A 13,716-nucleotide genomic window follows, 5' to 3' on the forward strand; every position below is an offset into this window, starting at 1 on the left:
ACTGGACCGCAGCGTCCGCTACCAACGACTCACACCAAAACTGTCCACGACGTCATGAGACAAAACTGTCCGTGAGGTCCTGAGACATGACAGGCTGCTATGGCACTCCAAAGTGCTCACGAGCGCTGATCAGGCCGGACATCGATCTCGGGTGTTTTCCCGGTGTTCGGCGGTGGGTGGGCGGTGACCGAGCGAACGGTCCGTTCGCGCTGCCTACCGGGGTGAACGGTCCGTTCGCGCCATCGCCCGGTAGGCGGGGCGCAGGAGTTCGACGGCGGATTCGCCCCCGATCTGCACCGGCAGCGGGTCGAGCTCGTCGAGCAGCGCGTCCGGTGCGGTCGGCTCCGTGCCGGGAGTCGCCGGCGCCGCCGGGGATTCCGGTGCGCTCCAGAAGGTTTCCGGGCATTCCGACAGCGGCGCCACTTGATCGGGCTCCTCCGCAGCCGGGGCCGACGCGCTGCCGCGCAACGCCCGAAGCCGGTCCAGCAGCTCCTCGCGGCCCCGGCCGCGCCAGGCGAGGATCTGGAACGGGTCCTCGTCGAACGACTCGGCCACCAGGTAGCAGGCCGCCGCCAGGTGCTTGCACGGGATTTCCCAGTCCGGGCAGGAACAATCCATCGTCAGTTCCCGCATCGTCGTCGGGAACAGCTGCAGCCCGAGCTCGTCGAAGACCTGCTCGACGTCCGCGGGCATCTCCCCGGCCAGCAGCTTCGCCGCGTACAGCGCCTGCCCGGCCAGCGCCCGCTCGATCCGCTCCCATTCCTCCGCGGTGAACGCCTTGATCGCGATCCGCGCCCGGTAGGGCTCCGGGCGGGAACCCTGCACCAGCGCGACCACCAGGCTGGTCGACAGCGTCAGGCTGAGCACCTGCCCGGCGCGCGCGTACCGCTTGCCGCGCTGCAGCCGCCCGCCCATGCCGAACGACTCCAGCACCTCGATGAACCGCCGCGACCACCAGGTCTGCGCGATCTCACCGCGCTTGCTGCGCGCCTTGATGCCGCCCTCGACGCGGATCGGCTTCGCGCCAGGCGGGAACCGGCGCCACTCATTCACCGATGGCCTCCGCCTCCAGCGCGACCAGGTCGCGCAGCTCGCGGGTGGACAGCTCGGTCAGCCAGTTCTCGCCGGAGCCGACGACCAGCTGCGCCAGCGCCTTCTTGTCCTCGATCATCTGGTCGATCTTCTCCTCCAGGGTGCCGATGCAGGTCAGCTTGCGGACCTGCACGTCCCGGCGCTGGCCGATGCGGAACGCCCGGTCGGTGGCCTGGTCCTCGACGGCCGGGTTCCACCACCGGTCCAGGTGGATGACGTGGTTGGCGGCGGTGAGCGTCAGCCCGGTGCCGCCGGCCTTCAGCGACAGCAGGAAGATCGACGGCCCGTCGGACTCCTGGAACCGCCGGACCATCTCGTCGCGGGCCTTCTTCGGCGTGCCGCCGTGCAGGAACAGCACCTCGGTGTCGAACCGCGCCGACAGGTGCGGCACCAGCATCCCGCCGAACCCCGCGAACTGCGTGAAGCACAGCGCCTTGTCGCCGTCGGCCAGCACCGATTCGAGGATTTCTTCCAGCCGCAACAACTTCCCCGACCGGCCGGGCAGCGGCGAGCCGTCGCCGAGCAGCTGCGCTGGGTGGTTGCACACCTGCTTGAGCTTGGACATCGTCGCCAGCACCAGCCCGCGGCGCTCCATGCCTTCGCTGTCGTCGATGCGCGCCAGCATGTCGTCGACCACCGCCTGGTACAGCGACGCCTGCTCGGCGGTGAGGTTGCACAGCTGCTTCATCTCGATCTTGTCCGGCAGGTCGCCGATGATCGCCGGATCGGTCTTCAGCCGCCGCAGCACGAAAGGCCCGGTCATGCGCCGCAACCGGGCCGCGGCATCGGTGTCGCCGTCGCGTTCCACCGGCACCGCGAACCGGGCCCGGAACGTGCTCAGCGAGCCCAGCACGCCGGGATTCGCGAAGTCCATGATGGACCAGAGCTCGGCGAGCCGGTTCTCCACCGGCGTGCCGGTCAGCGCGATCCGCTGCCGGGCCGACAGGCCGCGCACCGCCTTGGCCTGCCGGGCGGCGCTGTTCTTGATGTTCTGCGCCTCGTCGAGCACCACCCGCTCCCAGCGGATCTCCCGCAGCACGGCCGAATCCCGCGCGGCCAGCGGATACGTCGTGATGACGAGGTCCTGCCCGCCGACCTCCTCCATCAGGTCCTCGCCGCCGAGCCGCCCGCCGCCGTGGTGGACGTGCACCTTCAGCGCGGGCGCGAACTTGGCCGCCTCCCGCTGCCAGTTGCCGACCACCGACATGGGGCAGACCAGCAGCGTCGGGCCGCGCGAGCCCTCCGAACGAGTCAGCGCTTCCAGCGCCAGCAGCTGCACGGTCTTGCCGAGGCCCATGTCGTCGGCGAGGCAGGCGCCCAAGCCCAGCCGGTCCAGGAACGCCAGCCAGGCCAGGCCGCGGCGTTGGTACGGGCGCAGCGTCGCGGTGAAACCTGCTGGCGGCTCAACGGGTTCCAGGTACTGCTCGGCCTGGCCGGACAGCAGGTCTCCGAGCCACCCGTGCCCGCTCACCTCGATCACCGGCATCGGCAGGTCGCCGTCCTCGGCGTGCATCCCGGCCTGCAGCAGCACCTCGCCGGCGGTCATCTGTCCGGTGCCGGAGCGGCTCAAGAACGCCAGCCCGGCGGCCAGCCGCTTGCGGTCGACCTGGACCCACCTGCCGCGCACCCGCACCAGCGGGACCTTCGCGGCGGCCAGCTCCGCCAGCTCGGCCTCGGTCAGCCGCTCGTTGCCCAGCGCCAGGTCCCAGCGGTAGTCGACCACGGCGTCCATGCCGAGCCCGGACTCCTTCGACACCGTCCCGGCGGTGCCGGAACTGGTCGCGGTCAGCTTCAGCCCGAGCTGCTGCGTGCGGCCCCACCAGGACGGCAGCAGCACGCCGAAACCGGCCTGGTCCAGCAGCGCGGCGCTGGTGAGGAACTCGTACGCCCCGTCGGCGTCCAGGAACAACTCGGTGGGGTGCGGGACGACCAGCGCCGCGTCGAGCCCGGGGAAGACCCGGCTCGCCTTGCCGAGGTCGGCGAGCAGCAATTCCTGCGGCTGCGCGACCCAGCGCTGCAGGACCCGGCTCTCCTCCCGCCACACCTCGTTCGCGGACACCAGGACGCTCGGGTCGTCGACGGCCTGGAGCAGGAATTCCAGCCGCCACTGCTCGTCGTCATCCGGGGCGTGCAACCGGAAGCAGGTCCGCACCGGGCTTTCCCGGGCACCGCTGGCGCGCCAGGTCTCCAGCCGGCGGGCGAGTTTCCGCACCTTCGCTGGATCGCCGTCGAACCGCGGCTCGTGGGCCAGCGCGTTCAGCCAAGCCGCGGCAACGGTCCGGCCGCCGGGCATCCCGACGTCGGCGACCCGGGCGCGGGCGATGCCGTCGACCAGCGAATCGAGAGCCGTGCGCAGGACGTCGGCGGGTGGATCGCCGTGCTCGCTGCGGAAGGCCTGCGGCATGGAATCGCGCAGCGCCACGAACCGCGCCGAATCCGTGCCGGACAACGCCGCGCGCCAGCGCGCAGCGGGCCGCTCGGCCTCGAAGACCAGCGAGGGCAGCACCCGACCCTGCGACACCACTTGCTCGGCGAATCCGGCGACGCTGTGCAGGAAGTGCGCGGACGCGCCCAACCGGCAGCCGGGCACGCCTTCGTCGAGCAGTGCGAGCACCGCTGCGGGGCTGCACGACACGGCGGGAACCAGCCATTCCCGCAACCGCAGCTTGCCGCGCGGCTGCGGCCCAGCCGTCAGCGGATCCCGCACCAATTCGGGAGACGCGACCGGCGCGGAGGCATAAGAAGGCAACTGGAGGCGAACGGAGTCCACCTTGAGCTGCTCACCGGGCAGCGCGTCCCGCAGCGCCTCGCCGGGCACGGCGAAGGGATGCGCCACCGTGCCGCGCGGCACGCGCCCGGCGACTCGTGCGGGGAGCTCGGAATCCTCCGCCCACAGCACGAGTCGTCCGTCCACGGTGGACAATCCGTGCACGGCCCACACGGTCATACCTCCTTCTCACGCCGAGGGCTCGTGAGCGTTTTGGATCGCTATGGCAGTCCAAACCGCTCACGATCGGTGACCTGCCGCAAAGCGCGCCTCGCGGCTGAGCCGCAGGCCGACTCGCGCCTCCTGCGCGGGGCACACCGTCACCTCACGGCGCGACCTCCCGCCAGCGGTTGGTCAGCGGCAGCCGCCGGTCCCGGCCGAACGCCTTGAACGTGATCTTGGTGCCCGGCGGGTACTGCCGGCGCTTGTACTCCGCCCGGTCCACCATCTGCAGCACCCGCTCGACCAGCTCGGCGTCGAACCCGTCCGCGATCAGGTCCGCGTAACCGCGGTCGCCCTCCACGTAGCCGTCCAGCACCACGTCCAGCACGTCGTACTCCGGCAGCGAATCCTGGTCCAGCTGGTCCGGCCGCAGCTCCGCGGACGGCGCCTTGCTGATCGAGTTCTCCGGGATCGGCGGCACCTCGCCGCGCTTCTCCGCGTCGGCGTTGCGCCACCTCGCCAGCTTCCACACCAGCGTCTTCGGCACGTCCTTGATCGGCGCGAACGCGCCCACCGCGTCGCCGTAGATCGTCGAGTAGCCCACTGCCAGCTCGGTCTTGTTCCCGGTGGCCAGCACCAGGTGGCCGCGCTGGTTCGACAGCGCCATCAGCAGCACGCCCCGGGCGCGGGCCTGCACGTTCTCCTCAGCGAGCCCGGTCAGCTCCAGCTGCCGCACGTACACGTCGACCATGTCGGCGATCGGGTGCACCTCGAAGTGGCATCCGATCCGCTTCGCCAGCTCGGCGGCGTCCGACCGCGAGTGCTCCGACGAGTAGTTCGACGGCATCGACACCCCGTGCACGGAGTCCGCGCCGAGCGCGTCGGCGGCCAGCGCGGCGACCACCGCGGAGTCGATCCCGCCGGAGAAGCCGAAGGTCACCGACCGGAACCCGTTCTTGTGCACGTAGTCGCGCAGCCCGGTGACCAGCGCCGACCACACCTCGCCCACGTCGTCGAGCCGCTCGGCGGGCGGCAGCGCGGGCACCGGCTCGTAGGGCGCCAGCGGCTCCGGCTGCAGCACGATCCGCCGGACGTCGAAGGCGGGCATCCGCATCGGGCCCGGCTCGGCGGGCACGGTGGTCGAGGTGTGCCCGCCCGCGGTCAGCTCCAGGTCCAGCAGTGTCAGGTGCTCGGCGAACTGCGGCGCCCGCGCGAGGATCTCGCCGTCCGGCGTGGCGACCATGGAATCGCCGTCGAACACCAGCTCGTCCTGCGCGCCGACCAGGTTCACGTACGCCATCGGCGCCCCGGCCTCGGCGGCCCGCCGGACGACCAGCGGGGTGCGCACGTCGTCCTTGGCGCGCTCGTACGGCGAACCGTTGATGCACACCACGAGGTCCACGCCGACCTTGCCCAGCGCGGCCACCGGCCCGCCGTTCTGCCAGATGTCCTCGCAGATGACCACGCCGACGTCCAGGCCGTGCAGCCGCACGATCGGCAGGTCGAAGCCGGGCGCGAAGTAGCGGGCCTCGTCGAACACGCCGTAGTTCGGCAGGTGGTGCTTGTGGTAGGTCGTGACGACCTCGCCGCCGTAGAGCAGCGACGCCGAGTTGCGCGGCCCTTCGTCGTCGCGGCCGAGGTGTCCGACGACGACCAGCGCGTCGCCGCAGCCGGCGTCCTGCAAGCGCCGGGCCAGCACCTCCAGCTCGGAGAGGTTCGCGGCGGCGAACGACTTGCGCAGTGCCAGATCCTCGACCGGATAGCCGGAGAGCACCATCTCGGGGAAGGCCACGAGGTGGGCGCCGTCCTGCACGGCGCGGCGGGTCCAGTCCAAGACCATCGAACTGTTGCCGGCGATGTCGCCGACGCATGCGTTGACCTGTGCGAGTGCGATGCGCAGCTGGGGCATGCATCCATCTTCGCGCACGCCGCACGCCTGCGTCGTGCTGCCCACTGTGAGCCGCGCCGCGCGATGCGTGTCACGATTCGTGAGTGAACCGCCTACTGACCGTGCTGTCCGCGGTGGCGCTGCTGGGCGCGGCCGCGTGCAGCCCGCCCACGCGAGAACCAGCACCGCTGCAGCCGCACACCGAGCACAAGGGCCCGGCCGGACCGGTGCCGGCGGGCCTGGAGCGGTACTACGGACAGACGTTGTCATGGGGGCCCTGCGCCCCGTTCGCGACGTCCGACAGCGACCGGACCGCCTTCGACGACACCGGCCTGGAGTGCGCGCGGCTGGAAGTCCCGATTGACTACGCCGAACCCCAGGGACAGGTGATCACGCTCGGCGTCCTGCGCAAGCCGGCCACCGACCCGGAGCACCGGACCGGCTCGCTGCTGATGAACCCGGGCGGCCCGGGTGCGTCCGGGATGAGCGCGGCCGCGAGCGTCGCCTCGTCGATCGGGCAGAGCGACCTGGGCCAGCGATTCGACCTGATCGGGTTCGACCCGCGCGGCATCGGCGCCTCCGAACCCGCGGTGAACTGCCTGACCGGCCCGGAGCGCGACGCCGAGCGGCTCGACTCCGACGTGGACACCTCGCCCGCCGGGATCGCCGCGACCGAGCAGGAGGAGCGCGACTACGTCGGCAAGTGCGCGGAGCGCACCGGCACCAAGATGCTGGCCAACGTCGGCAGCCGCGAGGTCGCTAAGGACATGGACGTGCTGCGTTCGGCGCTCGGCGACGCGAAGCTGACCTACCTCGGCTACTCCTACGGCACCCGGATCGGCGCGGAGTACGCGGAGACCTTCCCCGGCAACGTGCGGGCGATGGTGCTCGACGGCGCGATCGACCCCGGGCAGTCCACGGTCGACCAGCTGGTCGCCCAGGGCGCCGGTTTCCAGCGCGCCTTCAACGACTTCGCGGCCTGGTGCGCCAAGCGCCAGCGGTGCTCCCTGGGCTCCGACCCGGCGCAGGCCGTCGCGGTGTTCCAGCAGCTCACCCGTCCCCTGGAGGACCACCCGGCCCCGGCCGGTGACGGCCGCGAGCTGTCCTACAAGGACGCCACCATGGCGGCGATCCAGGCGTTGTACGCGCCGAGCCTCTGGGACCAGCTGGACAACGGGATCAACGAGCTCCGGCAGGGCAGTGGCCGGCGGCTGCTGTCCCTCGCGGACAACTACTTCAGCCGCGAGAGCAACGGGCAGTACACCAACACCACCGACGCGTTCGACGCCGTGCACTGCGTTGACGACCAGCGCATCGAGGACCCGGCGATCCTCCGCGAGGCGGACCGCCGCTACCGCGAGGTGGCGCCGTTCCTGGACAACGGGAACCCGCCCAGCGCGGCGCGCGACAAATGCGCGTTCTGGCCGGTCCCGGTCACCGGCGAGGCCGCCGAGCCGGAGGTGGGGGCGCTGCCGCCGACGCTGGTGATCTCCACCACCGGCGACCCCGCCACGCCCTACCAGGCGGGGGTGAAGCTCGCGGAAGCCCTGCACGGCCGCCTGCTGACCTTCGAGGGCACCCAGCACACCGTCTTCATGCAGGGCGTCACCTGCGTGGACGACGCGACCACGAAGTACCTGGTCGACCTGACACTCCCGGCCGAAGGAACCCGCTGCACCTCGAACGGATGACCTAGGCGGCGAAGGGCATCTCCGGGCGGCCAAGTCGCCCCGGGATGCCCTTCGTCCCAGCGGACCGCGGACGGCCCGAAGCGGGTAGCGCCGCGTTCATGGACCAGTTACGCAATTCGCAGTCGGAACTCTTAGGCTGCGTGCATGAACCGCCAGCAGGAGTTCGTGCTCCGCACCTTGGAGGAACGTGACATCCGCTTCGTGCGGCTGTGGTTCACCGACGTCCTGGGCATGCTCAAGTCGGTGGCGATCTCGCCCGCCGAGCTTGAGGGCGCCTTCGCCGAGGGCATCGGGTTCGACGGCTCGGCCATCGAGGGCTTCGCCCGGGTCTACGAATCGGACATGGTCGCCAAGCCGGACCCCGCCACCTTCCAGGTGCTGCCGTGGGAGACCCCGGACGGCGAGCACTACTCGGCGCGAATGTTCTGCGACATCCACATGCCAGACGGCTCGCCCTGCTGGGCCGACCCGCGGCACGTGCTGCGCCGCACCCTGGCCAAGGCCACCGAGTCCGGCTTCACCTGCTACGTGCACCCGGAGATCGAGTTCTTCCTGCTGAAGAACCTGCCGGACGACGGCACCGAACCGGTGCCCGCCGACTCCGGCGGCTACTTCGACCAGTCCAGCCACGACGCGGCACCGCACTTCCGGCGCAACGCCATCGAGACCCTGGAGGCGATGGGGATCTCGGTGGAGTTCAGCCACCACGAGGGCGCGCCCGGCCAGCAGGAGATCGACCTGCGCTACGCCGACGCGCTGACCATGGCCGACAACGTGATGACGTTCCGGTATGTGGTCAAGGAGGTCGCGATCACCCAGGGCGTGCGCGCCTCGTTCATGCCGAAGCCGTTCAGCGGGCAGCCCGGCTCGGGCATGCACACCCACTTCAGCCTCTTCGAGGGCGACCAGAACGCCTTCTACCACCCGGAGAGCCCGTTCGAGCTGTCCGACATCGGCCGGGCGTTCGTGGCCGGGATCCTGCACCACGCCCGCGAGATCAGCGCCGTGACCAACCAGTGGGTGAACTCCTATAAGCGGCTGGTCGTCGGCGGCGAGGCGCCGACCGCGGTCTGCTGGGGCCACGCGAACCGGTCCGCGCTGGTCCGGGTGCCGATGTACTCGCCGGGCAAGGCGTCCTCGCGCCGCGTCGAGGTCCGAAACCTGGACTCGGCCTGCAACCCGTACCTGGCCTACGCGGTGATCCTCGCGGCCGGGCTGCGCGGCGTGCAGAAGGGCTACGAGCTGCCGCCCGCCACCGAGGACGACGTGTGGGGCCTGACCGAACGGGAGCGGAAGGCGGCCGGCTACGCGAACCTGCCGCAGAACCTCACCGAGGCGCTGACCGAGATGGAGTCCTCCGAGCTGGTCGCGGAAACCCTCGGCGAGCACGTGTTCGACTTCTTCCTGCGCAACAAGCGCGAGGAGTGGAACGCCTACCGCAGCCACGTCACGCCGTACGAGCTCCGCACCTTGATGCCGATGCTCTGAGCGGGTCGTGAGCACTGTGGCGCAGCACCGTGCTCACGACCGCTGAACTGCGGAAACTCCCAGCTGGCACGCACCCGTCGGCGAGCTGCGGCCCGCTGGCGCGTGCGCGCCCGCCGAAGACCGCGCATACCGGCCGAGCACACATGGGGTTGGGCGTGTTGCTGTGGCGCGAGGAGCGATAGGTTGCGCCCGTGACTGATTCGCAGGCGCAGCCCGACCCAGTGACTGCGGGGAGCCCCGACAGCGATTCCGCTGTGGAAGCCACCCTGCAATCCGGTGTGCTGGAGCAACCGGCCGAGCTGTTCGGCGAGCCGGAGTGGCCGGCCGAAACGTCGGAGGACCGCGGTGCCCGCACCGTGCTCGGCTGCACCGTCGCGTGCCGCGACCAGCTCCCGGCCGCGCGGGTGCTCCGCGAGACGTTCCGCCGCCACCACCCGAACGCGCAGTTCGCGCTGCTGGTGGTCGACCTGCCGGGCGCGGACCGGGCGGAGCCGGACGGCCTGACCTTCGCCGACATCGGCCTCGACGCGACGGAGTACGCCCGGCTGGCGATGGGCTGCACCGCGGAGCAGCTGCGCAACGTGCTGCGCCCGATGTTCCTGCAGCACCTGCTGAAGTCCGGCGCGACGGTGCTGTACTTCGAACCGTCCGTCCAGCTCTTCGGCCGCTTCGACGATCTCGTCGCGGGCCTGACCCACGAGCGGCCGGTCGCCCTGGTGCCGCGAGTGCTGCGCCCGCTGGCGGTGGACGGCCTGCGCCCGAACCCCGCCGACCTCGCCGAATCGGGCACCTTCGACCCCAGCGCCTTCGCCGTCCGGCCGGGGGCGGAGCAGCTCCTCGCGACGTGGGTGGAGCAGCTGCGGTCCGATCCCAGCGCGGCGGCGTCGATGCTGGACGGCGCGCCCGCGCTGGTCGACCACCAGGTGATCCGCGATCCCGGCGTCGGCCTGTCCGTGTGGAACGCGGCCCAGCGCGAGCTGGTGGTGGCGGGCGACGGCCGGCACACCGTGGACGGCACCGTGCTGCGGAGCGTCCACTTCGACGGCTTCCAACCCCAGCGGCCCTGGCTGCTGTCCACTGCCTACGCCGACCGCCCGCGGATCCTGCTCTCCGAGAACCCGGTGCTCGCCGGGCTCTGCGCGGGCTACCGGAACGCGCTGGTCGGGGCCGGGTACACCCGCGAGCAGCCGCACCCGTTCGACGTCATGCCGGACGGCGTCGTGCTGCCCGCGACGCTGCGCCGCGAGTACCTCGACGCCTGGCTGGCGGACGGCGAACCGCCGCCGAGCCCCTTCGAACCGGACGGCCCGCTGGCGGAGTTCCGGGAGTGGTCGTGCGCCCCGGCCGACGACCGGCAGCGCGCGGCCGGCGGTTCCCGCTGGACCGCGGCGGTGTGGGCGGACGACCCGATCCTGCGGCGCGACTACCCGGACCCGTTCGGCACCAACGCCGAGGCCTTCCACGAGTGGTGCGTCGGCGTCGGCGTGGCCAGCGGCCGGGTCCCGGCCGAGGCGGTGCACCGCAGGATCGACAACCGGGCGGCCCTGGTCGACCAGCTCGGTGTCGCGGTGCTGGGCGACGGGCAACTCGCGGAGCTGATGCGCACCGCGGTCCGCGCGTCCGGGCTGCCCTCGGCGGACACGGCCTACTACCCGGTCGTCCTGCGCTGCGGACCGGGCCTGCCGGTGCCCGCGGGCAGGTACGTGATCGACGTCCACAACGGCGCCGCCGACACCGCCGACGTGGCGGAAACCTGGGTGCTGTCGGAGAGCGGCCGCGCCGCGGCCCGCCGCAACGGCACGAAGACCAGGGTCGTCGTACTACCGGCACCGGAGCGCGATCGGATCGATTTACCGACGCGGAAGGGCGCCCGAGCCAAGTTCGGGCTGTCCGACGAGTTCGTGTTCGGTGCCTTCGTGGATCACGCGGCCGAGCGCGCGGACAACGCGCTCGGCGTGGTCAGCGCCTTCCTCGCGGCGTTCCCGGAGCGCGACGAGGTGCGCCTGCTCATCGGCGTCGTCGGGGCGGTCGAGCACCCGGAGGCGGCCGAGCGCCTGCGCCTGGCGACCGCGACGGATTCCCGGATCCTGCTGGTGGAAGAGGACCTCGACCTCCACCCGCTGCTGTCCGCGTCGGACAGCTTCGTGTCGTTGCACCGCGGCGAGGCCGGTGACGACCACGTGCTGAGACTGCTGGAGGTCGCCGCGCACGGAGTGCCGGTGATCGCGGGGGAGCACGGCGCGGTGGCTGAGCTCTTCGGAGCCGAATCCGCGCGCCTAGTGCCCTGCGCGGGCCCCGGAGAACCGGACATCGAAGCAGCTGCAGAGCTCCTGCGCGCTGCCGCCGACGACCCGGAAGCCAGCGCGGCATTCGGCGCGGCAGCAAAGGAAAACCTGCTCGCAGTGCACACCGTCGCGCGCGCCGGCGCGCGCCTGCGCGAGCGCGTCGAGCAGGCGTACCGGAACTGGCGCACGAAGTGGTCGCGGGACAGCCACGGCCAGTTCGACGATCCGTTGCGCCCGCTGCTGGTGGCGCGGCACGCGCTGCACCGGGCACCGGAGGTGGGCGCCAGCAGCCGGAACTCGATGGCGCCGGCGTTGCGCAAGGCTGTGCTCAAGGCGCTGAGCCACTACGACGAGCACATCCGCGACGTGATGCGCTCCCTCGTCGACGGAGTCGAGCAAACCGCCGCCGAACTGCTCCGCCGCCAGTACGAGGCGGACGGCGAAGGCGACATGGAGGCGGTGCGAGCGGAACTGGCCCAGCTCATCAGGCGCCACGACCAGCTCGGCGCCCAGCTGCTCGGCACCGACGACGGCATGGTCCGAGCCCGGGCCGACCTGGCCGAACAGCACCGCAGGCTGCGGAAGCTCGAAGCGGGCGAGGGCGGTGATCAGCGCGTGGACGCCCTGGCGGAACGCCTGGACAGCCTGACCGGAGCGGTCGAGCGGATCCTCGACCGGATGGATGCGCTGGAACAGCGCCAAGCGGGCGACCAGAACGCGGCGGCGAACCTGCGCAGCGCCTCGCACGATGCGGCGAACGCCTTGCAACGCACCGACGTCCTGCAACGCATCCTGCTGAGGGAGCACGAGCGCAACATCGGAGGCGGCGACGGCACCACGACGCCCGTCCTCTGCGACGCGGGACTGCTGAGGCTGCCGGCCGACGACAGCTTCATGCTGCCGTGGCTGTCGTCGCATTCGAGCTGGGACGCCGACGTGTCCGCGCTGATCGATTCCCTGCTCGAACCCGACGGCGTCTTCATGGACGTCGGCGCGTACGTGGGTTACCAGACCGTGCGAGTGCTGAGCAGGCTCGGCAACAGCGGTGCGGTCGTCGCGGTCGAACCGTGCCCGCGAAGCGGCGCACTGCTCAAGCACAACGTGGAAGTCAACGTGCCTGCGGCATGGGGACACCGGCTGGTGCTGGTGGAAGGCGCGGCATGGGACGGCTCGTGCCAGCTGGCGGCGGAATCGTCGCTCGCCGGCGGCCTGTCGGTCAGCCCGCCGGAAGGCGACACGCCGCCGTCGGTGCGCGGCGTCCGGCTCGACCGGGAGCTGGAGAACCACGAGGCTCTGCAGAACCTGAAGCTCTCGGTCGTGCACGTCGACGTGGGCGGGCGGGTGCACCGGGTGCTCGGCGGCCTGGTCCGCCTACTGCGTCGCGACCGTCCTTCGATCGTGTGCTCCTTCACACCGGATGCGATCCGGCAATTGGGTGACGACCCCGGAGCGGCCCTGCGCGAGTTCGGCACCTGGGGCTACGACCTGGTCCCAGTGGGTCGCAATCGGCCGGTCTCCGCCGCTGACCTGCTGGAAGCGATCAGCGCGACGGGTTCGGTGAGCACCGTGAAGCTCTGGCTGCGCCCGAAGCAGAAGTGAACCCGAAATCGCCCGAAGGAGTGACGTCAAGAGTCTGACCAGGCGATTTGACTTTCACGCAGGGTGTGCGTAACTTTCTCTTTGCCGCACGGACGGCCGAACGGAACGGGATGCAAGAACCTGTCGAGGACGGCTGCGGGAGCGCCCTGGAGATCGGAGACGAACTCCGCGGAGCGCACACCGACCGGGGCGCGCGGTTTGACACCGCGAAGCGCACCGGGTAACGTAAGGCGGTCGCCAAGTAGACGACAAGACTACGAGGCACGTTGACAACTCAAGCAACGAGCTCGATCTTCGGAGCGATCAGCGCGGGGTTGACCCCCCTGAAAACGCCGAAATGAGGGCCTGCTAGAGTTACCGACACAAGAAAGCGAAAGAAAATGCTCCCCGGAGCTGAGGTCCCGATAGGGATTGAAGTGATGGTGTGGGTGTGTTCTTTGAGAACTCAACAGCGGACTGTTTTGGTTAGTGTTCTTTTATGCCCCCGACCATGCAGATTGTGTGTGGTTGGTGGTTTCTTTGAGTATGACGCTCGCCCGGTTGGGTTTGAGTGTCTGCTGGGATTGTTCAACAGCATTGTTGGAGAGTTTGATCCTGGCTCAGGACGAACGCTGGCGGCGTGCTTAACACATGCAAGTCGAACGCTGAAGCACTTTCGGGTGTGGATGAGTGGCGAACGGGTGAGTAACACGTGGGTAATCTGCCCTGCACTCTGGGATAAGCCTTGGAAACGGGGTCTAATAC

6 protein-coding genes and 1 rRNA gene are annotated in these 13,716 nt (G+C 70.6%); 4 read left to right on the forward strand and 3 right to left on the reverse strand.

Annotated elements, in window-relative coordinates:
• Nucleotides 1-213: 213 nt before the first annotated feature.
• From BLW84_RS45020 to BLW84_RS45030, 3 genes are all read right to left on the reverse strand, one after another.
• A complete protein-coding gene (locus BLW84_RS45020; RefSeq protein ID WP_093278763.1) occupies nucleotides 214-1,053 on the reverse strand; it encodes an SWIM zinc finger family protein in 840 nt (279 codons plus the stop codon).
• Entirely contained in the window at nucleotides 1,046-4,039 is a 2,994-nt protein-coding gene (locus tag BLW84_RS45025; protein WP_245761831.1) for a DEAD/DEAH box helicase, read from the reverse strand. The genes BLW84_RS45020 and BLW84_RS45025 overlap by 8 nt, the downstream gene beginning before the upstream one ends.
• Before the next feature lie 145 nt (nucleotides 4,040-4,184).
• Entirely contained in the window at nucleotides 4,185-5,930 is a 1,746-nt protein-coding gene (locus BLW84_RS45030) for an NAD+ synthase (protein ID WP_093278765.1), read from the reverse strand.
• Between the two features lie 83 nt (nucleotides 5,931-6,013).
• Between BLW84_RS45030 and BLW84_RS45035 the strand changes: the two genes are divergently transcribed.
• The 4 genes from BLW84_RS45035 to BLW84_RS45050 all read left to right on the forward strand — a co-directional run.
• Nucleotides 6,014-7,600 carry an alpha/beta hydrolase gene (locus tag BLW84_RS45035; protein ID WP_093278766.1) on the forward strand — a complete coding sequence of 529 codons (1,587 nt, stop codon included), beginning with the start codon at nucleotides 6,014-6,016 and terminating at the stop codon, nucleotides 7,598-7,600.
• Nucleotides 7,601-7,744: 144 nt separating this feature from the next.
• A complete protein-coding gene (locus BLW84_RS45040) occupies nucleotides 7,745-9,088 on the forward strand; it encodes a glutamine synthetase family protein (RefSeq protein WP_093278768.1) in 1,344 nt (447 codons plus the stop codon).
• 191 nt (nucleotides 9,089-9,279) lie between these two features.
• Nucleotides 9,280-12,972, forward strand: a complete 3,693-nt coding sequence (locus BLW84_RS45045; RefSeq protein ID WP_093278769.1) for an FkbM family methyltransferase — start codon at nucleotides 9,280-9,282, stop codon at nucleotides 12,970-12,972.
• Nucleotides 12,973-13,548: 576 nt separating this feature from the next.
• Nucleotides 13,549-13,716 (forward strand): 16S ribosomal RNA (locus BLW84_RS45050); the annotation flags it as partial.

Origin of the sequence: Saccharopolyspora shandongensis (assembly GCF_900106995.1) — a bacterium.
Taxonomy (GTDB): domain Bacteria; phylum Actinomycetota; class Actinomycetes; order Mycobacteriales; family Pseudonocardiaceae; genus Saccharopolyspora; species Saccharopolyspora shandongensis.

Coding starts and splice junctions, on each gene's coding strand:
- BLW84_RS45025 (WP_245761831.1), bottom strand. CDS start 4,039: ATGACCGTGTGGGCCGTGCACGGATTGTCCACCGTGGACGGACGACTC.
- BLW84_RS45040 (WP_093278768.1), top strand. CDS start 7,745: ATGAACCGCCAGCAGGAGTTCGTGCTCCGCACCTTGGAGGAACGTGAC.
- BLW84_RS45030 (WP_093278765.1), bottom strand. CDS start 5,930: ATGCCCCAGCTGCGCATCGCACTCGCACAGGTCAACGCATGCGTCGGC.